We start from the raw sequence: 23,275 nt of genomic DNA on the forward strand, positions 1-23,275 counted from the left end.
CCGTTTCCTAGGCCTGCCAAGGGTTATGGCGTTATCGTCTAGTCCATGTATCTGCGGTCGACGCCTCGCCGGAACAAGGACGGGACGGAAGTCCGATACCTGCAGCTCGCGCACAACGTGTGGGATCCGGTGTTGAAGCGGTCGAAGGTGCAGGTCGTCTACAACTTCGGCCGCGAGGATGCCGCGAACCGGGAAGCCTTGCAGCGCCTGATCGCCTCGGTCACCCGGTTCCTCGATCCCGACGCCGCCTTGTCGGCGGCGACCGACGGGCTGGCGTTCACCGAGTCCCGACCTCTGGGCGGCACATGGGTGCTGGATGCCCTCTGGCGGCAGTTGGAGATCGGCAAGGTGATGAAACGGCTGCTCAAGGGCCGCCGGCTCGACCCGGCCGCGGAGCGGGTGCTGTTCGCGCTGGTCGCCAACCGGCCCTGGCCCCCTGCTCCAAGCTCGCGGCGGCCCGCTGGGTGAACGAGGACGTGGCGATCGACGGCCTGCTGCCCGCGACCAGCGACGACGCCTGCTACCGGGCGATGGACTGGCTGATCGAGATCTCCGGAAAGCTCGAGGAAGAGGTGTTCCACCAGGTCGCAAACCTCCTCAACCTCGAGGTCGATCTGCTGTTCTTCGACACCACCTCGACCTACTTCGAGACCGAAGACGCCGACGAAGCCGTGCCTCGCGACGCGTTCGGCCAGGTCGTGCCCGAGCAGGACGCCACCGACGATCACAAGCGCAAGGGGTTCCGGTCGTTCGGCAAGTCCAAGGACCACCGCGATGACCTGCCGCAGGTCGTGATCGGGATGGCCGTCACCCGCACCGGCATCCCCGTCCGGGTGTGGTCCTGGCCCGGCGCGACCGGCGACTCCGCGCTGATCCGGCAGGTCAAGGACGATATGCGGGACTGGACGTTGTCGCGGATCGTGTGGGTCGCCGACCGCGGCTTCGCCTCCGAGCGCAACCGGCTGCACCTGCGCAAGGGCGACCACCACTACATCATCGGAGAGAAGCTCCGCTCCGGATCGGCCGAGGCCACCGAAGCACTCGCCCGTCAGGGCCGCTACCAGGAGATCCGCGACAACCTGCGGGTCAAGGAGGTTCGGATCCGCGAGGACGAGCGGTTCATCATCTGCTTCAACCCCGAGGCCGCGCAGCGGGACGAGAAGGTCCGGGAACGACTGCTCGCCCAGCTCGCGACCTTGATCGAGGGCACCGATCGGCTGAACGCGACCAAACGTGCGGAGCTGCGCGGGGTGATCTCCACCAAGCCCGGCCTGAACCGGTACCTGCGGACCACGCCCGGCGGGCTGCTGCGCATCGACGCCGCGAGAATCAAGGCCGAGGAGAACCTCGACGGCAAGTACCTGCTGCGCACCTCGGACCCGAAGATGACTCCTGAGGACATCGCGCTCGGCTACAAGCAGCTCCTCGAGGTTGAGCGGGGCTGGCGCGACATGAAGCAGATCATCGATCTGCGGCCGGTCTTCCACCGCAAGGAGCAGCGCATCCGCGCGCACGTCCTGCTCTGCTGGCTGGCGCTGCTGCTGGCCCGGATCGCCGAGACCTCCACCGGGCAGACCTGGCCCGCCCTGCGCCGCGAGCTCGACCGGATCACTCTGGGCACCTTCACCGGCCCCGCCGGCACCTTCCGGCAACGCACCGAGATCACCAAAGCCCAGCGCGATCTGCTCCACGCCCTCAAAATCGATGCCCCGCCCAGGATCTACCAGCTCACCCCGCCCAGCCGCTGACCAGGCCGAACCCCAGCCCCTAGATACACGCCGTCCCGCCAGCAGACGGCATGTTTCCGCATGTCAATCCCCAGATTCGCGGACTATCCCGCTACATCAACTGCGGAACCCCGGCCTCAGGCGGCTCCGGCCAGGCCCCGCACGGCCAGCCCCATGCCGAGCGCGACGACGGCGACGGCGGTGCCGAGCGGGGCGAGGGACGACAGGCGGGCCGCCAGGCCGTTCCCCGCCACCGCCATGCGGTCGAGCCGTCCCGCCAGCCTGACCAGGAGCAGGCCGGTGATGGTCAGGGTGCCCGCCATCCCGATGCCATAGGCGAACACCAGCGCGATCCCGAACCAGGTGCGGCCGAGTGCGATGGCGCCGAGCAGGACGACGAGCGCCGAGGGGCTGGGTACCAGGCCTCCCGCCACTCCCATCCCGACCAGCCCGCGCCGCGAGCGCGCGGTTTGCTCGGCCCGAGCGGACGGCTCCCGGTCCAGCACCGCCGTCGGGGCGACTTCGCGGGCCGGGGGTGTGCGGCCCTGCGGGGAGCCGCCGTCCTCGTGACCGGAATAGCCGGGGCGCCGGTCATGTCCTTGAACGGAGGGCGCCTCCTCGTGCCCGTGTCCGTGCCTGTGCCTGTGCCCGTGTCCGTGCCTGTGTCCGTGCCTGTGTCCGTGCCTGTGCCTGTGTCCGTGCCCGAATGGGCCGTGTCCGGAGAGGGCGCCGCCGCAGTGAGCACGCCAGGCCGACCGCAGGAGAGCGGCGCCGATGACGGTGATCAGCAGGCCGCTGGCCAGTCCGAGCCAGCCGAGCACGCCCTCCCCGGTGAGGGTGGAGAAAGCGCTCAGTAGCAGGCCGACCGCGAGGACGCCCAGCGTGTGGGTGGCCGTCACGGTGGCGCCGACGACCAGCGCGTCGCGTGGGCGCCCTCTGCGTCCGGCGAGGTACGCGGCCATGATGGTTTTGCCGTGGCCCGGGATGAGAGCGTGGCCCGCGCCGAGCACTGCGGCCAGCAGCACGGCGAGCAGGCCCAGCGGCACGGTCAGTGACTCGGTGCCGACCAGTCCGGTGAACAGGCGGTCCAGCGCTGCCAGCGCGTCTGCGATGGGCCCGCCCGACACCAGCGGCAAGGCGACTGCCGTCGAACCGGTCCCGGAGGTCACCGCCAGCTCCACCGTGCGCTGGTCGAGCGGGCTGGCCAGTAGATCGTCGGGGTAGGCCCGCAGTTGCCGGCTCGCGCTCGCGCCGGGTACGGGCGGCCGCACCAGCCGTACCCCTCCGGAGGACACCGCGGTGATCTCTCGCCAGCCCAGCCGGTCGGTCAGGAAGTCATCGCTGAAGCCGACCGTCCCGTTCCCCGCCGGCCCCCCGGACGTCGTGGCCCCGGAGCCGGAGGCCGCAGGAGTGGCGGGTGTCCGGAGCGGTTCCGCGGTGGCGGTCAGGCGGCATGTCAGGCGGCTGGTCTGCAGGCCGCCCTGGCCGGGCTCGTAGGCGAAGACGGCTTCGGAGACCCGCCATGGTGTCGCGGCCCCGTTCACCGTCAGATGCTGCGCGGCGGCGAGTTCGGTGCACCGGGCGGTGCCATAGGACGACCGTTCGGCCTGCGAGACCGTTCCCGACCGGTCGGCGTCCACTGTGGGGCGGGCCTGGAGGGTGGGCAGCTCGGCGCTGTCCACGATCGCCAGGTTCTCCACCCGGTCCGGGGTGATCCGCAGGCCGTTGTAGTGGTTGATGGTGAAGTTGCCCAGGGGATGCGTCACCTGGGCGAGGGCGGGTGCGGCGGGCAGGAGAAGCGCCGCGCATACCGTCAGGCCGGAAACAGCCGTGATGACCGCGGTCCGGGTTGCCTTGTCGCGCATCATGAGAACCTCGCCAGGGCGGGAAGATCGGGGGAGAAGGCGGGATCGGCGTCGCGGACCCGCGCGGCCGATCTCCTGGACTCCGCGCCCAGACCGAGCGCGCGCTCGATCTCGGCGCGGTGGTGGTGGAGCAGGGCGTTGCGCCAGCCGGTGGCGGTGGCCTTGCGCGCGTACGGCAGAGCCTGCCGGTCGCGGCCGTCGCGGTGCAGAGCCCAGGCCAGGGCGTCGGCGGCGATCACGTTGGGGTTGCGGGCGTACTCGGCCTCGGCGTGTTCGACGGCCCGCGCGGCAGAGCCGTGATCGGCCTCGAACTCGGCCCAGGTCAGGTCGTCCCTGACCTCGGCCGCCTTCATCAGCTCCCGCTGCGCGCGCAGCAGTGCCCACTGTTCGGCGGGATCCTTTCCCGCCGCGGACAGCACCTCGGCGTACTCGATGATGTACTGGGCCAGGGGTAGCCGCCCGACCACGGCGGCGTAGAGCTCGGCGGCCTCGGCCGGCCGGCCGTCGAGCGCCGCGGCCCTGGCGGTCCCGGCGAGGGCCGGGGTGAAGTCCGGGGCGGCCCGCAGCGCGAGACGGTATTGCTCGGCGGCTCCGGGCAGGTCGCCGGCGTGCAGGGCCAGCTCGCCCAGGTAGTAGCGGCAGTAGGCGACGTCGGCGGGGGAGAAGGCGTCATCGAGGGCGTGCTCCAGCATGCGGCGCGCCGTCGCGCGGTCACCCCGGAGTTCGGCGGCGTAGGAGGCCCGGGTGAAGGCTGCGACGCCGGGACGCAGCTCCATCATCCTGTCGATCGCTCGGGTGGCCTCGGCGTAGCGGCCGAGCTGGGTGTAGGCGTCGGCCAGCACCGCTTGGGCGCCCTGGCCATAGGGGTTGGCGGTCTGCGACAGCTTGGCCAGCCGTACGGCCTCGGTGAAGTCGTGCCGACCGGCGGCGAGCGCGGCCTGGCCGGTCAGCGCGGCGAAGTTGCCGGGGCTCAGCGCGGCGGATCTGGACAGCGCCTGCTTGGCCTTCGGGTAGAAGGACGGGTCGGCGCTCAGGCGTGCCTGCTGGACGTAGGCCGAGCCGAGCTGTGCCCAGGCCTGATGGTCGCCCGGCAGCCGCCGGAGCCGGGTGGCCAGCGCTTGGATCGCATCGGTGAGGGAGGCGGCCGAGACCGGGGTCTCGACCGGCTGGAGCGGGGCGTCGGCGGCCGGCGGCGGTTGTCCGCCGGGGATCAGGGCCGCCCCCGCACTCAGCGCCGCCGCCAGGCTGAGCACGCCCGCGGCGAGCCGGGCTTTTGCGGATGTCTTCATGGTGATCACTCCCAGGGCCGGGTGCGGGACCCGCGAGGAGCGGGTCCCGCGTCGTCGAGTCAGCTCTCGTTGACCGACGTGTTGCCGGGCAACGGGATGTAGGGGAACCTCGTGCCGGACGGCCTGTCGTTCTGGTTCACCTTGTCGCCGGTGGCCAGCGCGTCGACGAGCTTGCCGCTCTGGGCGGCACCGGCCATCGCCTGCAGGGCGATGTCGATCACGTCGTCCCCGAGTCGGCGGCCGTTCGGGAAGCCCTGCAGGTCACCGGCGAGCACGCCCAGCCGGTTTGGTGTGGCTGCGGGCGCGATGGCCATGTTCAGCCGCAGCATCTCCGACGGGCGCAGCTTGCCCGCGTCCTTGTTGAGGCTCTGGGAGTTGAGGTCGGCCTTGATCGGGCCGTTGGCCTTGGCGATACCGGTCAGGAAGATCTCGACCAGGTCGGCTCTGGGGGTCTTCGGCGCGTTGAGGCCGTAGATGGCCTCAAGGAGCCGCGGAACCTCAGGGTGGGTGACGCGCTTGACCACGGCGGCGACGTCGGCGTCCCTGTGCGGGGGCAGCGCGTTGAAGGCGTCCTTCAGCCCGGCCGGGACCACGACCTCGTTGACCAGCGGCTGGCCCAGGCGGGAGACCTGGACGTAACCCCTCGGGCTCCACTTGTCCACGGTGGACCAGACACCGATGACCGGGTTGCGGCCGGCGTCGCCCTTCAACGCGACCTCGTTCTTTGGCACCTGCACGGCCAGGCTGTGCACGTTGTAGCCCTTGAGGGTGTCCTGGCCGACTTCGGACAGGTTGCCGCCGTAGAGCAGGTCGAAGACCCTCAGGTCGGCGAAGAAGGCCTCGTCGGCCTGGCCGGCGAAGGCTTTCCCGCCGCCGGGCAGAGCCTTGATCGACTGGGTGCGGAGCGAGCCGTAGTCGGGCATCGAGGCCGGGCCGGTGTTGCTCGGGGCCACCACGCCGTCCTTGACCAGGGTGCGCGTCCCCCAGTGGGTGATCTTCTTGAGCGTGTAGTGCTGCCTGAACAGCAGGTTCTCATCGTTCAGCGAGGTGATCGGGCCGTTGTTGTACAGGAAGGTGGCCGCGCCGCGCCTGTCCTCGTCGCGAAACGTCCACTGGTAGACGGTGTCGGGCTTCGCGTCACCGTCACTGTCGATTTTGATGCTGTAGCGCGACCTGGTGTCGAACTGGTAGAAGTTCGGCCCGCCGTTCGGTTCCTCGAACGGGATGAAGTTGGCCATCAGGGTGACGGTGTCGGGCCTGTCCGGGCTGACGAAGGCGTACACGTCGGTGTTGTCGTTGCGGGGGTCACCCGCGATCATGGGCGCCTCGCGGTGCGAGGAGGCCACGCCGGTCTCTGCTCTGAGCAGGGCGAACGAGGAGGCGGTGAGTACTCCCGCGACGCCGATGCCGATCAGGGCGCGCCGGTTGATTCGGAGCTCCATGTGTCAGTCGGTCCTTTCGGCTGCCGGTCACGGGGGTGACCGGCCTATGGGTTGTGGGGAGGAAGCATCCGGTCGGATTCCCCGGCCCCTTATTCGTCGTTGGACCGCCCTTGGATTGGTCGATTTTTTTCGGGTCATGGATCATCGCAAGATGAATGGAAATTTCAGTGATCCCACTGGTTAGAGCGCTAATGTGTCCTGAGGTTGGTGTGCTGGATCCTCCGCGCCCGCGACAGATCAAGCGCGGCGTGCGCGCACTCCGCGGCGGAGGTCGGCCGTCACCGGCCGGTGCGACGTCTTCGACATCCATGTCGGCCTCGATGACGCGTTGCGTGCCGTCGGCGGCGTCGACCGGCCCGCCGATCACCCGGGCTCCCGGCCGATCCCGATGGCGCAGACCAATCCATCCGCCGTACCGCTCCGAATGAGCGGTGGACCGCGTTGTGCGCGCATGGCAGGGAGAAGACATGAGACCCAGAGGGGTGCCGAGGCCGGTGGAGGGCCGCGACTTTGCTCAAAACGGGCTGGAAGACCTGCTCGAACATGTGGCACGGGGAGATCGCGCCGCCTTCGAACGGGTCTACGACCTGATCGCCGGCCCCGTCTACGGGCTGGTCCTGCGCGTGCTGCGCGACCCCGCCCAGAGCGAGGAGGTCGCCCAGGAGGCCCTCGTCGAAGTGTGGCGCAACGCCGCCCGCTACGAACGCGTCCGCGGCTCGGCCACGGCCTGGGTCATGACGATCGCCCACCGCCGCGCCATCGACCGCGTCCGCGCCGCCCAGGCCGCCGTCGACCGCGAGGAGCGTGTGGCCAGGCTGGAGGTGCGCCGTCCTTTCGACGAGGTCGCCGAGTCGGTGGAGACCCGTCTGGAACGCGAACGGCTGCGTCGCTGCCTGGCCGGGCTCACCGAGCTGCAACACCAGTCCGTCACCTTCGCCTATTACGGCGGATACTCCTACCGTGAGGTCGCCGAGTTGCTGAAGGTGCCGCTGGCGACGGTGAAGACCCGGATGCGTGACGGGCTGATCCGCATGCGCGACTGCCTGGGGGTGGAACGATGAACGGCATCGAGAGCGGCAGGGACCCGCACACGCTGGTCGGCGCCTACGTCCTGGACGCCATCGACGACCACGCCGACCGGCTGCTCTTCGAAGAGCACCTGGGTCGCTGCGCCGAATGCGCGCAGGAGGTGCGTGGCCTGGCGGAGACCGCCGCCAGGCTCGGCCAGGCAGAGGCCGCCGACCCGCCGCCGGCGCTGCGCGAGCGGGTGATGGCCCAGATCGATCACGTCCGTCAGGTGCCGCCCGCCTTCGCGCACGTACCCGGCCTGAGGAGCGGGGTCCGGTGGTGGCCCCGCCTGGCCACGGGCCTGGCCGCCGTCGGCCTGGCCGCCGCCGTGTCGCTGGGCCTGGTCGCCATCCGCCTCCAGGATCAGCTGGAGCAGGTCCAGCAGCGCGATCGGCAGATATCCGCAGTCCTGGCCGCCCCTGACGCCCGCACCCTCACCGCGACCGCGCAGCGAGGCGGCACCGCCACCGTGGTGCTCTCCCGCGCCCGGGGAAAGCTGGTGTTCCTGACCAGCGGGCTACCCGCCCTACCCGAGAACGGCACCTACCAGATGTGGCAGATCGGACCCGCGGGCATCCACTCGGCCGGGCTGATGCGCCCCGACGCCTTGGGCCACACCCCACCCGTCGTCACCGCCCCCGCCGCCACCACCACCCGGCTCGGCGTCACCGTCGAACCCGAAGGCGGCTCCACCCAGCCCACCACCCAGCCCCTGTTCCTGGTCGACCTGCCCGCCATTTGACCGCGGCATAGGGGTGGCCGCTGTCATCGCGCTCGCCGATTCACCGCTCATGTCCCACGTGGGCTCTTTGAGTAAAGACGATCTCATCGGAGCCGGGGCTGACGGCCAGGTGCACACCAGCGAGGACGCCGGTGAGAGCCGGCAGGCGGTGGGCCGGCTGCCGGGTCGGGCCTCCGCCTTCACGGCTGTCGACCGGCGGCGCCTCCTCGCGGCCATGGAGGACGGAACCATCGTGGAGTCGACGGACGGGGGAGGTCGATTCTCCGTGGTCTACCGTCCCGCCTCGAAGTGAGAGCTTGCTGGGCGGTTTCGATGGTCTTGGCGAGATCCTTGGCCTTGGGGTCGGCTCCCGGTGCCTGCTCCGTCCTGGCCATCTCGATCGCTCCCCCTGTGGTGAGCGATCATCAACTCGGAGAACATCCGGTCGAATCGCGTGCCCTTGACCGTCTGGAGCTTGCCCATGTCCTCCTCGGTCGTCATGCCGGGCATGCCGTGCCCGCCGTGGTCTCCCTCAGGAGCCGCGGGTTGGCTCCAGGCCGGTGCGACACCCGCGACGTGGACCGGCCCGAGTCGCCCGTCGTTTTCCCCTCACAGTCGCGGCCTGCCCTTTCCAATCATTCTACTATCCATAATAGTATAATGATTCGGCGTAGACATACGGCAGGAGACCTTCAAAGGGGCGGCCTGCCCCTCCTTGGGCCCGAATGCCGGCGGTGCCCCACGAGGATCGCGTTTCGTAGCGGAATCCACGATTGGCGATGGGAGAGGTTCGATCTCGGCACCCTCCGGCATTAAGGAGAAAGGCCCATGGCGGATCATATGGACACCCGGCGCGGCGACGGGAAGGACCGCAGCCGGCCTTCTCACCGACCCAGGAGACGAATATGGCACACCACGGGGCCTTGGCGTAGCCGCGCACGTTCCCGCCGTCGCGAGCCACGGTCTCCTTGGCCCGGGGTGAGGACATGTACCAGTCGTGGAACGGGGTGCCGCCGCCGCTGGCGTTCTCGGTGGTCGGGCGGCTCTTGCCCGTTCGCCCTGGCAACTTAAGATCTTCAGGGAGAAATCCCAGTTTGAACCAGCGACCTGTTCGCGGGCCGGAGAGATCGACCGCAGAACCCCATGAACCCCTGACGGGTAGGCCGATCGCCCTTGAGGCAAACTCCTACTAGGATCGATAATAGAGAGGATCATGATTCAAGCCTCTGCGAAAACCGTTATTCGGAGATCGATTCGGTTCGTCGAGATGACTGCGATCGAGTCCGCCCAAGAATCTTGGGCGGGTGCGTCGGTTCGGGACCCCCTTTCTTGCCGACCGTTGTCTCATCGGGGATATCGGCGACGGTCACACTTTTCAGGTCGTTCGTTGCGGGCTGTCGCACGACCGTCGGTGCGGGCTCGGCTCCTGACCGAACGCCGGCGCGGCCGGAGACGACCGTCGTCTCCGGCCGCACCGGCGTTCCGCTATTTGAAGTTGCGCAGGCGCAGGCTGTTGCCGACCACGAAGACCGAGGAGAACGCCATCGCGGCTCCGGCGATCATCGGGTTGAGCAGGCCGAGCGCGGCCAGTGGCAGGGCGGCCACGTTGTAGGCGAAGGCCCAGAACAGGTTGCCCTTGATGGTGCCCAGCGTCCGGCGCGACAGCCGGATGGCGTCCGCGGCCACCCGCAGGTCGCCGCGGACCAGGGTGAGGTCGGAGGCCTCGATGGCCGCGTCGGTGCCGGTGCCCATGGCCAGGCCGAGGTCGGCCTGGGCGAGGGCCGCGGCGTCGTTGACGCCGTCACCGACCATGGCCACCGACCTGCCCTCGGACTGCAGGCGCTTGACCACGTCGACCTTGTCGGCGGGCAGCACCTCGGCGATGACCTCCTCGATGCCGACCTCGGCCGCGACCGACCGTGCGACGGTCTCGTTGTCGCCGGTGAGCAGCACCGGCCTCAGTCCCAGGGCGCGCAGCTGCCGGATCGCCTCGGCCGAGGTGGGCTTGACGGTGTCGGCCACCGTCAGGACCGCGCGGGCGTGGCCGTCCCAGCCGACCGCGACGGCTGTGCGGCCCGCCGCCTGTGCCTCGGTGAGCGCTCGCTCCAGGTCGGCGGGCAGGTGCTGGGACCACTCGGCGAGCAGCGTGGGGCGGCCCACCAGCACGGCGTGTCCGTCGACGACGCCCTGCACGCCGAGGCCTTCGAGGTTGGCGAAGTCCTCGGGGGTGGGCAGCTCGCCCACTTGCTCGGCCGCGCCTCGGGCGACGGCCTGGGCGATGGGGTGTTCGGAGGCGTGCTCCAGGGCGCCCGCCAGGCGCAGCACCTGCGCCTCGTCCTCGCCGTCGGCGAGGTGGACACTGGCCAGGGTCATCTTGCCCTCGGTGACGGTGCCGGTCTTGTCGAGCACGACGGTGTCGACGGCGCGGGTGGATTCCAGCACTTCCGGGCCTTTGATCAGGATGCCGAGCTGGGCGCCGCGCCCGGTGCCGACCAGCAGGGCGGTCGGCGTGGCCAGGCCCAGGGCACAGGGGCAGGCGATGATCAGCACGGCGACCGCGGCGGTGAAGGCCGCCCCGGCGCCGCCGCCGGTTCCCAGCCAGAAGCCGAGCGTGCCGACGGCCAGTGCGATCACGATCGGCACGAAGATCCCGGAGATGCGGTCGGCCAGCCGCTGAACCTGGGCCTTACCGGTCTGAGCATCTTCGACCAGCCTGGCCATCTGGGCGAGCTGGGTGTCGGATCCGATGCGGGTGGCGCGGACGAGAAGGCGGCCACCGGCGTTGACGGTCGCGCCGGTCACCGTGTCCCCGGGGCGTACCTCCACCGGAACCGACTCGCCGGTGAGCATGGAGGCGTCGACCGCGGAGGTCCCCTCTTCGATCACACCGTCGGTGGCGATCTTCTCGCCGGGCCGGACCACGAACCGCATCCCCACCTTGAGCTGGTCGGACGGGATGCGGGTCTCGACACCGTCGCGCAGGACGGCGACGTCTTTTGCCCCCAGCTCCAGCAGCGCCCGTAGCGCGGCGCCCGCGCGGCGTTTGGAACGGGCCTCGAAGTAGCGCCCGGCCAGGATGAACGCCGTCACTCCCGCCGCGGCCTCCAGGTAGATGTTGCCTGAGCCGTCGGTGCGCTCGATCGTGAACGCGAACGGGTGGGTCATCCCCGGCGTGCCCGCCGTGCCGAAGAACAGCGCCCACAACGACCAGCCGAGGGCGGCGATCGTGCCGAGCGAGACCAGGGTGTCCATGGTGGCGGCGCCGTGACGCAGGTTCGTCCAGGCCGCCTTGTGGAAGGGCCAGCCGGCGTATACCACCACCGGGGCGGCCAGGGTGAGCGAGAGCCACTGCCAGTTGGTGAACTGCAGCGCCGGGATCATCGCCATGGCGATCACCGGTACGGCGAGCACCATGGAGGTGATCAGTCGCTGTCGCAGCGACTGAAATTCGTCCTGCGGCTCGTTCTGTGATTCATCGCGTTCCGCACCGCTCTCGGGCTTCGCGGGAAGCGCGGCGGTGTAGCCGGTTTTCTCCACCTCGGCGATGAGGTCCTGGGGGTCGATGCCCTGGTCGAAGGTGACCTTGGCCTTCTCGGTGGCGTAGTTGACGGTCGCGGTCACGCCGTCGAGCTTGTTGAGCTTGCGCTCGATCCGGTTGGCGCAGGACGCGCAGGTCATGCCACCGATCGAGAGTTCGACCGTGCCTTGTGGTCTGTCATCGGTGAGGGAGGACATCACCTGCCCCTTTCGCTCGTCATGCCAGGTGTCAGTGGTCGTGGTCGCCGTGCGAGCCGGGTGTGGCCGGTGCGGTCTCCGGTGTCGGGCCCGAGGTCGTGGCCGGTGCCGGGAGCTCGCCGGCGCGGACGGTGAAGTCGGCGGTGCGCACGGTTCCTTCGTGCTGGAAGTCCAGGAACAGCCGGTAGTCGCCGCGGCTGGGCACCTCGGCGTAGAAGGTGATCTCCGGACCCGGGGGAGTCCTGCCGTCGCCCGGCTCCCCGTCGGGGTGCACGTGCAGGTAGGCCAGGTCCCCGGCGCGCAGGGCGACCAGGTGCCCGTATGCGCCCAGGTAGGGCTGCAGGTCGGTGACCGGATGGCCGTCCTTGCCGACCTTGAGGGTGAGCTTGCTGGACGCGCCGGGTGTCAGGGCCCCGTCCAGGGTGACGGTGTAGCCGTCGACCGTGGAGGTACGGCTTGCCGCGGGCAGCGGCCTGGGGTCATGAGCGCCGGGCGCCTGCACGTCGGTGCCCAGGGTCAGCCCGCTGCCACCCTCGGGGGTGAAGTCCGCGAACACCCGGTACGCGCCCGCTTCCGGCAGCGTCAGCTTCACCGACCACACACCGTCACCGGTCAGTTCGGGGTGCAGGTGCTGGAAGCCGCCCAGGTCGCGGGAGACCACGATGAAGTGCAGCTTCTTGCCGTGCTGTGTCCGATAGGCGGTGACGGGCCCGCCGTCGGGGCCGATCACGCTGAAACGAAAGTCCGTCGCCTGACCGGGCTCGACCGTGGTGGTCTCGGGGATCAGGGTGTAACCGTCCTGGGACACTTGAAGCCCTCCGGGAATGAATTTTCCAGCCGTCGGCGGGCTGGAGGTCGGCTCGGTGTGGGTTTCATGGCCGCCGGCCTGGCTCGGAGACGGGGTCGAGTGGATCGTGTGACCGTCGGCCGTGGGCTCGAGGCCGGTCGTGCCCACCGCGCTGCCGGCCCCCAGAGCCCCAGCGAAGATCACAGCGAGTCCGAGGACGTAGGCGCTCAATCTGACCGGTGTGTTCACGACGGAGTCACCACTTCGTACCCGGCCTCCTTGACCGCGGCCGTGATCCCCGCCGCGTCGATCGGGCTCTCGCTTCGTACGGTCACCAGGCCGGTGGCCAGATCCACCTCGACTTCGGTGACACCGGGGACCTCGCCGACCTCCTCCTTGACGGAGGAGACGCAGTGGCCGCAGGTCATGCCCTTGACGGTGTAGGTGGTGGTGATCATGACGATCACTCCTTCTGCTCGTTGGTTTCGTCGATCAGGAGCGGACGAGGCGGGCGATGGCCTCGCTGGCCTCCTTGACCTTCGCCTCGGCCTCGGCGCCGCCCTTGGCGGTCGCGTCGGCCAGGCAGTGCGCCAGATGCTCTTCCAGCAGGGACAGGGCGAAGGACTGCAGGGCCCGGTTGGCCGCCGACACCTGGGTGAGGATGTCGATGCAGTACTTGTCCTCCTCGACCATCCGCTGCAGGCCGCGGGCCTGGCCCTCGATCCGGCGCAGTCTCCGCAGATGGTCCTGCTTGTTGTCGGTGTAGCCGTGCATCTCTCCCCCTACGCTCAGCTTCTTCCCACCATAACACCATACCCCCCTAAGGTATTCCGGGTGGCTTCGTGAGACAGGCATCCGAGCGGGGGGCGACGGGGGCGTGCCGGGGCACACCCACGAATCGCGTCACACCTGTACGGCCTCGGGCTGATCACCTGCCTCGGCTGCGGCTGCCCGCTTCGGCCTGCGCATGAGCAGCAAGGCCAGTACGGCGCCGGCGCCGGCGGCGGCCACGGCTCCGGCTCCGGCTCCGGCTCCGATGAAGGCGGCCTGGAAACCACCGGTGAGCGCGGGCAGGTTCCCCAGCTCCGCAGCACCCCGGGAGGTGGCGATCGCGGTCATCACGGCCAGGCCGAGCGCGGAACCGATCTGGTAGGTGGTGTTGACGATCCCGGAGGCCAGACCGCTCTCCTCGGGCCGCACGCCCGACAAGGCCGACATCATGGCCGGAATGTATGCCAGGGACATGCCGACCGCGGCGATCAGTGAGGCGGGCAGCACATCGGTGGCGAACGTCCCGCCCGGCCTGGCGAGCGACAGCCCCGCCAGGCCCACGGCCAGGACGAGCAGGCCGACGACGATCAGCGGCTTGCATTCCTGATTCCTCGCATCCACACCGTGGTGGCAGGATGCGTCATGGGGGTTGGGTGTGATGTCGAAGTCGGACCGGCCCCGCGGGTGGGCGTGCATGCCAGTGCACGCCCACCGTCTGTTCTTTCGGGCGAAGTCGCCCTAGGAGGCGCTGACCGGCGAGGCGTCGGCCAGCGCGTAGCCCGCCTGGTCCACGGCCGCGCGGATCTCCTCGTCGGAGAATCCCGCCCCGCTGACGGTGACGGCGCCGCTGGCCAGGTCGACCTGGACGCCGGTCACGCCGCCGACCTTGCCGATCTCGGCGGAGACCGACGAGACGCAGTGCCCGCAGGTCATCCCGCTGACCTGGTAGGTGGTTCCGCCGTTGGCCTCCGCCTGTGCGGAGGTGCTGTCCGCGGTGCCGCACGCACATGCCGTGCACATATGGCTCTCCTCTCGCATGTACCCCATGGGGGTATCTCGGCTTGCGACCTTAACATACCCCCTAGGGGTTCAATTCCCAATAGGGGGGTTGAGGTTTTCAGTGAGAAACGGTGCGTTATGCCGGCGAGCCTGGCCGCGCACGGCGTCACCACCGGTGGTGACGTAGGCGGAGACGCCTCCGTCGAGAGGGTGGAGGCCGGCGGGCTGGGCATCGGCCCCGAGAACCGCTCCCGTCTTTCGCCGTTGCTGTTCGAGCACATCAATTTCCACGGTTTCTACCCGTTCAACCGTCCTGACCTGGGGTGGAGGGCTCCGCGAGCCGCGCGACCCCAACGTCGCCGACGAACAGGAGTAGTCCACCTGGGGGAGACATGCCAGGGCCTGGGCGAGACGGCCTCCCCTGCCGGGGCCTGGAACGCCGGTAAAGGAGAACTCTGAGGATCGCGGGCTTCGGCCCGGCGGCGCGGCGGCTTGTTTGAGGATCTGGATGCTTGCGATCACTCGCGTTAAGCAACTCATGTTGACCAATCCCAAATTAGTCAACTAGGGCTGCTTACATGTCCGGTGCTGAGACTCCCGTTCCTCAAGAGCCCGCTGATGCGCTGGCGGCTGTGGCGGCGTTGAGACACCTGGCCGACCAGATAGAGGACGCCGCCGTCGAGCAGCATGCGAGGTGGCTGGAGGTGGCCACAGGTCGCCGAGGCGCTCGGCGTGAACCAGAAGGAAAGGCGAGACGATGACGACGAGCGAAGTCGTGCTCGATGTCGACGGCCTGCGCATGCGCTACGGCACGACCGACGTCCTGCATGACGTGAACTTCCGAGTACAGCAAGGAGAAGTGCTGTGCCTGCTCGGGCCGAACGGCGCGGGAAAGACCACCACGATTGAGATCATGGAGGGTTTCCGGATGCGCTCGGCAGGCCGGGTCGAGGTGCTCGGCACCGATCCGGCACACGGCGACGAGCGATGGCGGGCGAAGGTCGGGATCGTCCTGCAGTCCTGGCGTGACCATGGCAAATGGCGGGTCCGTGAACTGCTGGAGCATCTCGGTTCGTATTACGCCGCCTACTCCACCGAGTTGGTCAAACGGCCGCGGGAGGTGGATCGACTCGTCGCGGCGGTCGGCCTGACCGAGCAGGCGGACAAGAAGGTCAGGATGCTCTCCGGCGGCCAGCGGCGCCGGCTGGATGTGGCGATCGGCCTGGTGGGCCGCCCGGAGCTGGTGTTCCTCGACGAGCCCACCGCTGGGCTGGACCCGGTGGCCCGGCGTGGTTTCCATGAGCTCTCGGCGTGCCCTACGCTGAGCGCGAGTCCTTCCAGCATTACGCGATCGCGGTGAACGACAACGACGCCACACCACCTTCCACACCACCTTCCACGCCACCGACACCGCCATCACCATCGGCATCCAAGGCCCCGACGCCCAAGAACGCATCAACCAACTCCGCGACGCGCTGTCCAAACTCATCCTTCAGGAGCAGGTCAGACCTGTCGGGCGAGGCCCTTCTCGACCGCCTCGATGATCCGCGGCCGCAGCGCGGCGCAGCTGATGATCGCGTCCACCGAGCCGACGTCGACCGCCCGCTGGATGCTGTGCACGCGGTCGAACTCGGTGGCCACCTCGGTGAGCTTCTCGGCCCGCACGGACGACCGCAGCTCGGCCAGCTCGGCGGCCAACGCGGCACGCGTGGCAGCCGGTGCCTTCGCGACACGGACGGCGAGCGCGAGCACGCGGGGGTCGTTGCCGGTCCGCTTGTCGACGTCGCGAGCGAAGACCACCGCGGCGGCCGGAGCACCGCCGAGCACCGAGGCGAACGAGCCCTCGACCGCGAGCACGGTCATGTTCGGGTTGAGCGCCTTGGAGAACACCACGAACGCGCCGCCGTGGTACCGCGAGATCACGCAGAACACGACGGGGCCCTTGAAGTTCACCACCGCGCGGCCGATCTCCGCGCCGTACTCCAGTTGCAGCCTGCGCATCGACTCGGGCGACCCGTCGAACCCTGACAGGTTGGCCAGCACGACCAGCGGACGGTTCCCGCTGGCGGCGTTGATGGCCCGAGCGGCCTTCTTGGACGACCGCGGGAACAAGGTGCCCGCGGTGTAGGTGTCCGGGCCGTCGGTGGGAGGGAATCCGCGACGTGGCACGGGCCGGGACTCGATGCCCAGCAGGCACACCGGTCGACCACCGAGGTGGACGTCCTGGACCGCGGCGGTGTCCGCGTCGGCCATGCCCGCCCACCGCTCCAGCACCGGGTGGTCCTGATCGGACAGCGCGCGCATCACTGTGCGGATGTCGAACGGCTTCTTGCGGTCCGGGTTGGACTCGATGGAGAAGATCTGGCCCACTGTCGTGAAGTCGCTGTCCGGCACGGAGTGCGGGAACGTCGACACGTCGCGGTCCACCGGGTCGCTGGTGACCGTCTTGCGCGGTCGGCTCTCTCCCGGCGCGACGTAGCTGTGGTCGTAGTAGGACATCAGGACTTCCCGCGCACCGCGGATGTCCGGCGCCCAGTACTGCGCCTGGCCGTTCGGGCCCATGATCCGGTCGTACCCGCCGATGCCATGGTTGTCCTCGGCCGACACACCGCCGGAGAAGTCGAGCGACTGCTTGCCCGTCAGCACCATCGCGGAGTCCGGCGTCATCACCAGGATGCCCCTGGTGTGCATGAGCATCGTGGCCTCGGCGTTCCAGTACGGCTGGGCGCCGACGTTGATGCCCGCGACCACGATGTTGATCTCGCCGCCGTCCTGGGTGAAGTTCACGATCCGCTTCAGCGCGGCCGCCACCCAGTCCATGTTCTCGGTGCCGGACGACATCGAGATCCGGGCGCCCGCGGAGAGCGCGAACCACTCCAACGGCACCCGCATCTGCTCGGCCAGGTCGAGCGCGGCGATCACCCGCGCACACTCGGGCTCGGACAGCGCGCCGAGCGCCTTCGTCGGGTCGCCCAGCAGCACGACGCGGGTCATGCCCTCCGGGTGGCGCGGCGTGGGCGTGCTGACGACACCCGCGACGAGCGCGGCGGTGTTGCGCCCCTTGGGCCGGTTCACCGGCACCAGCTTCGAGTGCTCGTCCAGGTCGTACTCGGTGAACGAGCCGGACGGCCCGGCGAGCATGCCGGTCAGCTCGTACGGGTAGTGCGTGCCGCGACTGTGCGCGCGCAGCACTTCCTGGCGGTAGTCGTCCAGCGGCTCGATGGGCTCGGTCGGCGGCGGCATGACGGACAGCCGCACGCCGGAGCCCACGTCGTAGCCGATCCGGACGGCGATGTCGACGAGCTCGCCGGTGGCGCTGTCGCGGCGCCTGCCGAGGAACAGCACCTCCTCCAGACCCGCGCCCGCCGTCGTCGGCAACACGCGCTTCGCCACGGTTTTCAGGTCGTCCGGCGAGAGATCGGTCGGCGGCCACACGTAGATGACGATCCGGTTCGTGGCGGACGTCTTCGCGCCGGGCTTCTTGGCCCGCCGGATCGCGTCAAGGCACGCGGCCAGGATGTCCTCGGCTGCGGGCAGCGCGACGAGCCTGCCCTCGTCGTCGCGCAACGGGGTCAGGTCGCGGACCTGACCCAGGGCGACGAGGCGCTCGTCGGACGGGTTCTGCCGTGCCGCGGCCCGGAAGAGGTAGACCTCCTCGTCGGGCGAGGGCAGCCGGGTGAGGTCGAAGTCGCGCAACCGCTCCAGCTGCATGCGCTCGGCGATGCGCGGATGCAGACCGCGCAGCAGCCGTTCCTCCACGAAGCCGTCCGCGGACGGCCGGAAGGTGAAGTGGTGGTGCATCACGGCGCCGCTGTTGCCCGCGACGGTCGCGGCGATGCGGCCGACCCGGTTCGACGGCTGCTGCGCGACCAGGACCTCGCGCAGGCGCGTGGCCATCTCGTCGGGGTCGCTCGGACCGTCAGGCCAGGTCAGGTAGACGTCCGCCACCAGCTCGCCGTCACCGGCGAACTCGTCGACCGCCTTGACCGCCTCGGCCAGCGACAGGAAGTCGACCGCGGTGGCCACGACGCGGCCGCGGCCGGTCGCGGTGCGGTGGTCGGCGACGACGAACGTGCAGCCCGCGACCTTGCTCACCCGGATGTCGTTAAGCGCGCGGTTGCCGTAGTAGCGGCGGCTCAGCACCTCCAGCAGCGGCACGGGGTCCACGTCTTCGCGGCCGATTCGCTGGCCGACCAGCCGGACGAGCGGCTCGGCGCTGGCGACCATCGCGGAGATCCGCTCGGCGCGGTCGGGCGCGTCCGGGTGCTGGTCGAGGTGGCGCAGGTGCTTGCGCACGGCCGCGTAGACCTTGGCGCGGGTGCGGCGCCGCAGCGGCTGGGTGAACCAGGCGAACACGACGCCGCGTGCCAGGTCGGCGACGGCCGGGAACCGGACCTGGGTGGCGGCGACCAGGTGCTCCAGCGCCAGGCCGACGGTGACGCGGTCCGCCTGGGCGGGCGGGGCCTCGTTCACCCACTGGCGCAGCAGGGTCGTCACCACGGCGGCGTCGGCGGACGCGCGCTGCTGGGCCAGGAAGATCCGGAAGACCGCGTCCTCCAGATCCGGCGTGCGCTCCAGGCCTTCGACGCCGTAACGGGACAGCACGTGCGTGAGCCGCTGCTGGAAGCTCTCCGACAGCCCGGACCGGTCCGAGTCGAGGCACTGCAGGTAGGTGTGGAAGTACTCGCGGGGGCTGTGCACCGAGGAGGCGGACTTCGACTCCTCGCCGGCGGGCCGGTTGCGGCTCAGTTCGCTCAGGTCGGCGAACAGGCGCAGCAGCTCGACCTCACCGGCCGGCTCGTGCTCGCCCTCCGCGACGAGCTCGGCGCGCACGGCCAGGTAGTTGGCGAGCAGGCGCTTCTCGTCCTGCGAGTCGATGTCGAAGCCCAGCAGGAGACTGCGCAGGTCCTGCAGACCACGCGCGGCCCGCTCGGCCGCGGGCACGTCCACCGGCTCGGACGGCAGGTCCAGCTCGACTTCCGTCGCTGCGGCCGCGGGACCGGCCGTCTCGTCGCCGTCACCCAGCGGCTCCAGGCGGAGCAGGCGGGCACCCACCTCCACCTGGCTGCCGACCGACACCGCGAGCTCCCGCACGCGGCCGCGGAACGGCGCGCGCAGCACGGTCTCCATCTTCATGCTCTCGACCACGAGCAGCGGCGCACCGGCCTCGACCTCGTCGCCGGCCTGCAGCGGCGTGGCCACCACGAGCGCGGGCACGGGCGAGCGCACGATGCCGCCCTCGTCGCGGCTGATCCGGTGCGTGATGCCGTCGACCTCGACCAGGTGGATCGGGCCGTGAGTGCTCGTGACGACCTTGAAGCGGGCGCCGTTCACGGTGATCTGGCCGCTGTGCTCGTCGAAGCGCTCGATGTCGACGTCGGCCGCGTGCTCGGGGCCGCCCGCCGAGATGCCGATACGAAACCGGTGGCCACCGGTGCGGGCGACATGGACGCGGTAGCCGACGTCGCGGAGCTTGAGCTCCAGCGCGCGGCCGCTCTCGTGCTGCGACTGCGGACGGCCGCCGTGCGCGGCGGACAGGAAGCGCTGCCGCGTCACGGCCTCCTCGTCCTCGTAGGCCTCGATGGCGGCGGCGATCAGCGCGATCGCGGAGTGCTGGTGCGACACAAGGGCGCCCTGGGCACGCACCCGGTCGATCCAGCCGGTGTCGGCGGACCCGTCGATCACCGCGGTCTCGTCGAGCAGCATGCGGACGAAGCCCTTGTTCGTCACGCCGCCCTCGATGATGACGGTCGTCTGCGTCATCGCGCGGCGCAGGCGGGCCAACGCCTCCGTGCGGTCACGGCCGTGCGCGATGATCTTGGCGATCATCGAGTCGAAGTCGGCGGGGATCGCGTCGCCCTCGCTGAACCCGGTGTCCACCCGGATGCCGGGGCCGCTGGGCAGCGCCAACCGCGCGATCCGGCCGGGTGAGGGTGCGAAGTCGCGGTCGGGGTCCTCGGCGTTGAGGCGCGCCTCAACGGCGTGACCCCACTCCTCGGGCGCGTCACCCTCGAGCTTGCCGCCCGCCGCGATGTGCAACTGGGCCTTCACCAGGTCGACGCCGGTGGTGATCTCGGTGATCGGGTGCTCGACCTGCAGGCGCGTGTTGACCTCGAGGAACGCGAACAGTTGCTCACCGGGGTGGTAGAGGAACTCGATGGTGCCCGCGCCCTGGTAGTCCACCGCGAGCACGAGCCGCTCGGCCGACGCCTTCAGTTCGGCGACCTGCCCGGCGTTGAGGACCGGGGAGGCGGACTCCTCGATGATCTTCTGGTTGCGCCGCTGCACGGAGCAGTCGCGCACGCCCAGCGCCCACGCGGTGCCCTGCCCGTCCGCGATGACCTGCACCTCGACGTGCCGGGCACCCGTCACCAGGCGCTCCAGGAACACGACGCCACTGCCGAACGCGCGTGAGGCTTCCTGGCGGGTCAGCTCGTAGGCCTGGGCCAGCTCGTCGGCGTCGGAGACCATCCGGATACCACGACCACCGCCGCCCGCGGTCGCCTTCAGCATCAACGGGTAGCCGATCCGGTCCGCCGCCGCCTTCGCGTCCTCCAGCGTCTCCACCGGACCGCGGCTCCACGGCGCGACGGGCACACCGACCTCTTCGGCGATCAGCTTCGAGCCGATCTTGTCGCCCAGCTTGCGCATCGCCTCGGCGCTCGGGCCGACGAACGTCACGCCGATCTCGGCGCACAGGTCGGCGAACGCCGGGTCCTCCGCCACGAAGCCCCAACCGACCCAGGCCGCGTCCGCACCGGTCTCGACCAGGGCTTTCCTGAGGGCCGAGTGGTCCAGATAGGGCCGGTTCGCGGCGAGCCCCAAGTCGTAGGCGATGTCCGCCTCGCGAACGAACGTGGCCGTCCGGTCGGAGTCCGTGTACAGGGCGACGGTCTCGATCCGTGTCCCTGTCTCCGCGGCTAGGTCCCGAACGGCGTGAATGAGCCGCATGGCGGCTTCACCGCGGTTGACGATGGCGACACGACTGAACACTGAGGAGCCTTTCGAAGACGGTGAACGCGGCGGCCATCCCCGCCCCAACCGGGGTACATACTCTCGGTTGCCCCCGGATACCGGAACGGCGGGGACTAAGCGTGTTTCGCGGCCGGAGTTGTGGGGATCGCACAAACGCGCCCGTCGGGGTGGTGTGTGACATGCGGCTGGTGCGACCTTGGTCGCACAGCGGCCCGTGAACTCGGGGGTCCGTTCGGACGGGTCAGGCGGCATCGGTTCGCGCCGCGGTGACCGTCACCGTGGCGTGGCGCATCGTCCCGAGTCGCGCCCAGCGCACCGCGGCGGAGCTGTGGACGCTTCAGGAGAGGGTGTAGGGGGAGATCCAAGGGGCAACGTTGAGCCCGGCGCCGCGGGTCGGGAAGGTATTTCCGGGCGTTCCGGGCTGGGCCTCGACGCCTGCGGTGGATCAGCTCTTCTGATCAGCTGCCGAGTCTGGCGAGTAGGTCCTGGATCGCTTGGAGGATGGCGTCGGGACGACGGAAGATGACGGAGGCGTGTCCGGCGTCGTCGATAATGCGGTTCTCGCCGTGTGAAACCGATTTGGCCAGCGCGGTGTAGAGCCGCGTCTTGGCTTCGTTCTCCTCGTGGAGGAGCGATTTGGGTATGCCCTGGGTTACCGCTTCTTTGAAGGGGTCGATCGCCGTGGCGGTGAGCACTATCAGTGGGACGTCGGGCATCGGTCCCGCGCTGCGTACCTCGTCATGGAGTTGGTAGCGGTTGGCCGCCTCCCGGCCGCCGATCCTCAGCCATTCCGGGCTGATGTGACGTGCGATCAGCGGTTCGCGGATCTCCTCCGGCCAGTCGGCCATCTCCCGTGCGAACAGGTCGCGGTAGAACTGGATGATTTCGGCGGGCAACTCGTCGGGCAACGCCTCGCCGGGGTCCCATGCCTGGTACAGCTCGTTCAGTTTCTGGGGCATGTAGGAGTCGTAGTCCTCGTGTTCGGGCTCCACCAGGACCAGGCCCGCTACCTCGTCGGGGAAACGCTGTGCATGGTGGCGTGCGTAGAGGCCGCCGAGGGAGTGACCGACCAGCAGGTAGGGAGCGGGCACGTCGGCGATCCGCAGCAGTTCGCGCAGCTCGTCGGTGACCTGGGTGGAGGTGCGTGGCAGCTCGACCCGGTCACTCCACCCCGTTCCGGCCCGGTCGTAGACCATGCTCGTGGTGAGTTCGGCGGCTCGCTGTTGAACGGTGAAGCCGTCCATGCCGGACGAGCCGCCCCCGGGTAGGAACACCACCGCCGGGCTCCCGCTGCCTGATCGGTGGAGAAACAGTCTCCGGTCCTTGTATCGTGCACGCCATGTCCGGCGGGCGCACACGTACCACGTCCGACCTTTGTGCCGGCCTGACCGATGTCCCCAAGACCACCGTGTACCGGCACGTCGGCCTACTCGCCGAGGCGGGAGTGCTGGAAGTCGTCGACGAGCAGCGCGTGCACGGCGCCGTCGAACGCCACTACCGGCTACGCCGCGAGCACGCGGGGATCGACGCCGACATGGCCGCGTCGATGTCCCTGGACGAGCACCGCCACGGGTTCGCCGCGGCCATGGCCGCTCTTCACGCCGAGTTCAACGCCTACCTCGACCGGGAGGGAGCCGACCCGACCGCCGACTCCGTGGGCTACCGGCAGGGCACTTTCTGGCTCGCCCCCGACGAGCTCGCCGAGATGATCGACGCGCTGCGCGGCGTCCTCGCGTCAAGGGCGGGTAACAAACCCGCGCCCGGCCGCAGCCCCCACCTGCTGAGCATGATCCTGTTCCCGGCGGAGGAGTCACCGTGGCACAGGACTGGCCGGCAGGCCGGCCACCACCCCTGAGTCCATAGCCGGACGGGATCAGGGCGACCGTTGCGGCCACC

At 69.8% G+C, this 23,275-nt stretch carries 17 protein-coding genes and 2 pseudogenes; 7 read left to right on the forward strand and 12 right to left on the reverse strand.

Features of this window, described 5'->3' with window-relative positions; translation table 11 throughout:
• Nucleotides 1-45: 45 nt before the first annotated feature.
• Nucleotides 46-1,748: pseudogene (locus OIE13_RS11730) on the forward strand (IS1634 family transposase).
• Between the two features lie 116 nt (nt 1,749-1,864).
• Here the strand turns inward: OIE13_RS11730 and OIE13_RS11735 are convergent.
• From OIE13_RS11735 to OIE13_RS11745, 3 genes are read right to left on the reverse strand one after another with little or no spacing between them, the layout of a single operon-like run.
• Nucleotides 1,865-3,595, reverse strand: coding sequence for a nickel/cobalt transporter (locus tag OIE13_RS11735; protein ID WP_326829980.1), 1,731 nt, complete (start codon nt 3,593-3,595; stop codon nt 1,865-1,867).
• Nucleotides 3,592-4,881, reverse strand: a complete 1,290-nt coding sequence (locus OIE13_RS11740) for a tetratricopeptide repeat protein (RefSeq protein ID WP_326640178.1) — start codon at nt 4,879-4,881, stop codon at nt 3,592-3,594. Before OIE13_RS11740 ends, OIE13_RS11735 begins: the two co-directional genes overlap by 4 nt.
• Before the next feature lie 59 nt (nt 4,882-4,940).
• Nucleotides 4,941-6,323 (reverse strand): DUF4331 domain-containing protein, encoded by a 1,383-nt coding sequence (locus OIE13_RS11745; RefSeq protein ID WP_326640175.1) that lies wholly within the window; start codon nt 6,321-6,323, stop codon nt 4,941-4,943.
• A 467-nt stretch (nt 6,324-6,790) separates the two neighbouring features.
• On the opposite strand from OIE13_RS11745, the gene sigK reads away from it, so the two are divergent.
• From sigK to OIE13_RS11760, 3 genes are all read left to right on the forward strand, one after another.
• The gene (gene sigK, locus OIE13_RS11750; RefSeq protein WP_326640173.1) at nt 6,791-7,384 is read left to right on the forward strand and encodes an ECF RNA polymerase sigma factor SigK; all 594 of its coding nucleotides are present in this window, start codon (nt 6,791-6,793) and stop codon (nt 7,382-7,384) included.
• Complete coding sequence (locus OIE13_RS11755) at nt 7,381-8,133, forward strand: anti-sigma factor (protein WP_326829981.1); 753 nt, start codon at nt 7,381-7,383, stop codon at nt 8,131-8,133. Before sigK ends, OIE13_RS11755 begins: the two co-directional genes overlap by 4 nt.
• A 67-nt stretch (nt 8,134-8,200) precedes the next feature.
• A complete protein-coding gene (locus tag OIE13_RS11760) occupies nt 8,201-8,425 on the forward strand; it encodes a hypothetical protein (protein ID WP_326640169.1) in 225 nt (74 codons plus the stop codon).
• Here OIE13_RS11760 and OIE13_RS11765 read toward each other — a convergent pair.
• From OIE13_RS11765 to OIE13_RS11795, 7 genes are all read right to left on the reverse strand, one after another.
• Nucleotides 8,404-8,622, reverse strand: coding sequence for a DUF305 domain-containing protein (locus OIE13_RS11765; protein ID WP_326829982.1), 219 nt, complete (start codon nt 8,620-8,622; stop codon nt 8,404-8,406). The two genes, OIE13_RS11760 and OIE13_RS11765, sit on opposite strands and share 22 nt — an antisense overlap.
• Nucleotides 8,623-9,597: 975 nt before the next feature.
• A complete protein-coding gene (locus tag OIE13_RS11770) occupies nt 9,598-11,847 on the reverse strand; it encodes a heavy metal translocating P-type ATPase (RefSeq protein WP_326829983.1) in 2,250 nt (749 codons plus the stop codon).
• 31 nt (nt 11,848-11,878) lie between these two features.
• Complete coding sequence (locus OIE13_RS11775) at nt 11,879-12,655, reverse strand: hypothetical protein (RefSeq protein WP_326640162.1); 777 nt, start codon at nt 12,653-12,655, stop codon at nt 11,879-11,881.
• A gap of 224 nt (nt 12,656-12,879) precedes the next feature.
• The gene (locus OIE13_RS11780) at nt 12,880-13,092 is read right to left on the reverse strand and encodes a heavy-metal-associated domain-containing protein (protein ID WP_326640160.1); all 213 of its coding nucleotides are present in this window, start codon (nt 13,090-13,092) and stop codon (nt 12,880-12,882) included.
• A gap of 34 nt (nt 13,093-13,126) precedes the next feature.
• Nucleotides 13,127-13,408 (reverse strand): metal-sensitive transcriptional regulator, encoded by a 282-nt coding sequence (locus OIE13_RS11785; RefSeq protein ID WP_326640157.1) that lies wholly within the window; start codon nt 13,406-13,408, stop codon nt 13,127-13,129.
• A gap of 129 nt (nt 13,409-13,537) precedes the next feature.
• Entirely contained in the window at nt 13,538-14,026 is a 489-nt protein-coding gene (locus tag OIE13_RS11790) for a hypothetical protein (RefSeq protein ID WP_326829984.1), read from the reverse strand.
• A gap of 117 nt (nt 14,027-14,143) precedes the next feature.
• On the reverse strand, nt 14,144-14,425 hold the full coding sequence (locus tag OIE13_RS11795; RefSeq protein WP_326640154.1) for a heavy-metal-associated domain-containing protein: 282 nt from the start codon (nt 14,423-14,425) through the stop codon (nt 14,144-14,146).
• Between the two features lie 117 nt (nt 14,426-14,542).
• Here OIE13_RS11795 and OIE13_RS11800 point away from each other — a divergent pair, with 117 nt between their 5' ends.
• Together OIE13_RS11800 and OIE13_RS11805 are read left to right on the forward strand one after the other, a co-directional pair.
• Nucleotides 14,543-14,863: a hypothetical protein gene (locus OIE13_RS11800; protein ID WP_326640152.1), complete on the forward strand. Its 321-nt coding sequence runs from the start codon at nt 14,543-14,545 to the stop codon at nt 14,861-14,863.
• A 298-nt stretch (nt 14,864-15,161) separates the two neighbouring features.
• A pseudogene (locus OIE13_RS11805) lies at nt 15,162-15,710 on the forward strand (ABC transporter ATP-binding protein); the annotation flags it as partial.
• 197 nt (nt 15,711-15,907) lie between these two features.
• Here the strand turns inward: OIE13_RS11805 and OIE13_RS11810 are convergent.
• On the reverse strand, nt 15,908-21,397 hold the full coding sequence (locus OIE13_RS11810; RefSeq protein ID WP_326640149.1) for an ATP-binding protein: 5,490 nt from the start codon (nt 21,395-21,397) through the stop codon (nt 15,908-15,910).
• A gap of 440 nt (nt 21,398-21,837) precedes the next feature.
• The gene (locus OIE13_RS11815) at nt 21,838-22,656 is read right to left on the reverse strand and encodes an alpha/beta fold hydrolase (RefSeq protein ID WP_326640147.1); all 819 of its coding nucleotides are present in this window, start codon (nt 22,654-22,656) and stop codon (nt 21,838-21,840) included.
• Between the two features lie 62 nt (nt 22,657-22,718).
• Between OIE13_RS11815 and OIE13_RS11820 the strand changes: the two genes are divergently transcribed.
• Nucleotides 22,719-23,234, forward strand: coding sequence for a helix-turn-helix domain-containing protein (locus OIE13_RS11820; RefSeq protein ID WP_326640145.1), 516 nt, complete (start codon nt 22,719-22,721; stop codon nt 23,232-23,234).
• Nucleotides 23,235-23,275: the final 41 nt, after the last annotated feature.

This window comes from Streptosporangium sp. NBC_01810 (genome assembly GCF_035917355.1).
In the GTDB taxonomy this organism is placed as follows: Bacteria; Actinomycetota; Actinomycetes; order Streptosporangiales; family Streptosporangiaceae; genus Streptosporangium.

Coding starts and splice junctions, on each gene's coding strand:
- OIE13_RS11735 (WP_326829980.1), bottom strand. CDS start 3,595: ATGATGCGCGACAAGGCAACCCGGACCGCGGTCATCACGGCTGTTTCC.
- OIE13_RS11740 (WP_326640178.1), bottom strand. CDS start 4,881: ATGAAGACATCCGCAAAAGCCCGGCTCGCCGCGGGCGTGCTCAGCCTG.
- OIE13_RS11745 (WP_326640175.1), bottom strand. CDS start 6,323: ATGGAGCTCCGAATCAACCGGCGCGCCCTGATCGGCATCGGCGTCGCG.
- sigK (WP_326640173.1), top strand. CDS start 6,791: ATGAGACCCAGAGGGGTGCCGAGGCCGGTGGAGGGCCGCGACTTTGCT.
- OIE13_RS11755 (WP_326829981.1), top strand. CDS start 7,381: ATGAACGGCATCGAGAGCGGCAGGGACCCGCACACGCTGGTCGGCGCC.
- OIE13_RS11765 (WP_326829982.1), bottom strand. CDS start 8,622: ATGCCCGGCATGACGACCGAGGAGGACATGGGCAAGCTCCAGACGGTC.
- OIE13_RS11770 (WP_326829983.1), bottom strand. CDS start 11,847: ATGTCCTCCCTCACCGATGACAGACCACAAGGCACGGTCGAACTCTCG.
- OIE13_RS11780 (WP_326640160.1), bottom strand. CDS start 13,092: ATGATCACCACCACCTACACCGTCAAGGGCATGACCTGCGGCCACTGC.
- OIE13_RS11785 (WP_326640157.1), bottom strand. CDS start 13,408: ATGCACGGCTACACCGACAACAAGCAGGACCATCTGCGGAGACTGCGC.
- OIE13_RS11795 (WP_326640154.1), bottom strand. CDS start 14,425: ATGTGCACGGCATGTGCGTGCGGCACCGCGGACAGCACCTCCGCACAG.
- OIE13_RS11800 (WP_326640152.1), top strand. CDS start 14,543: ATGCCGGCGAGCCTGGCCGCGCACGGCGTCACCACCGGTGGTGACGTA.
- OIE13_RS11820 (WP_326640145.1), top strand. CDS start 22,719: ATGTCCGGCGGGCGCACACGTACCACGTCCGACCTTTGTGCCGGCCTG.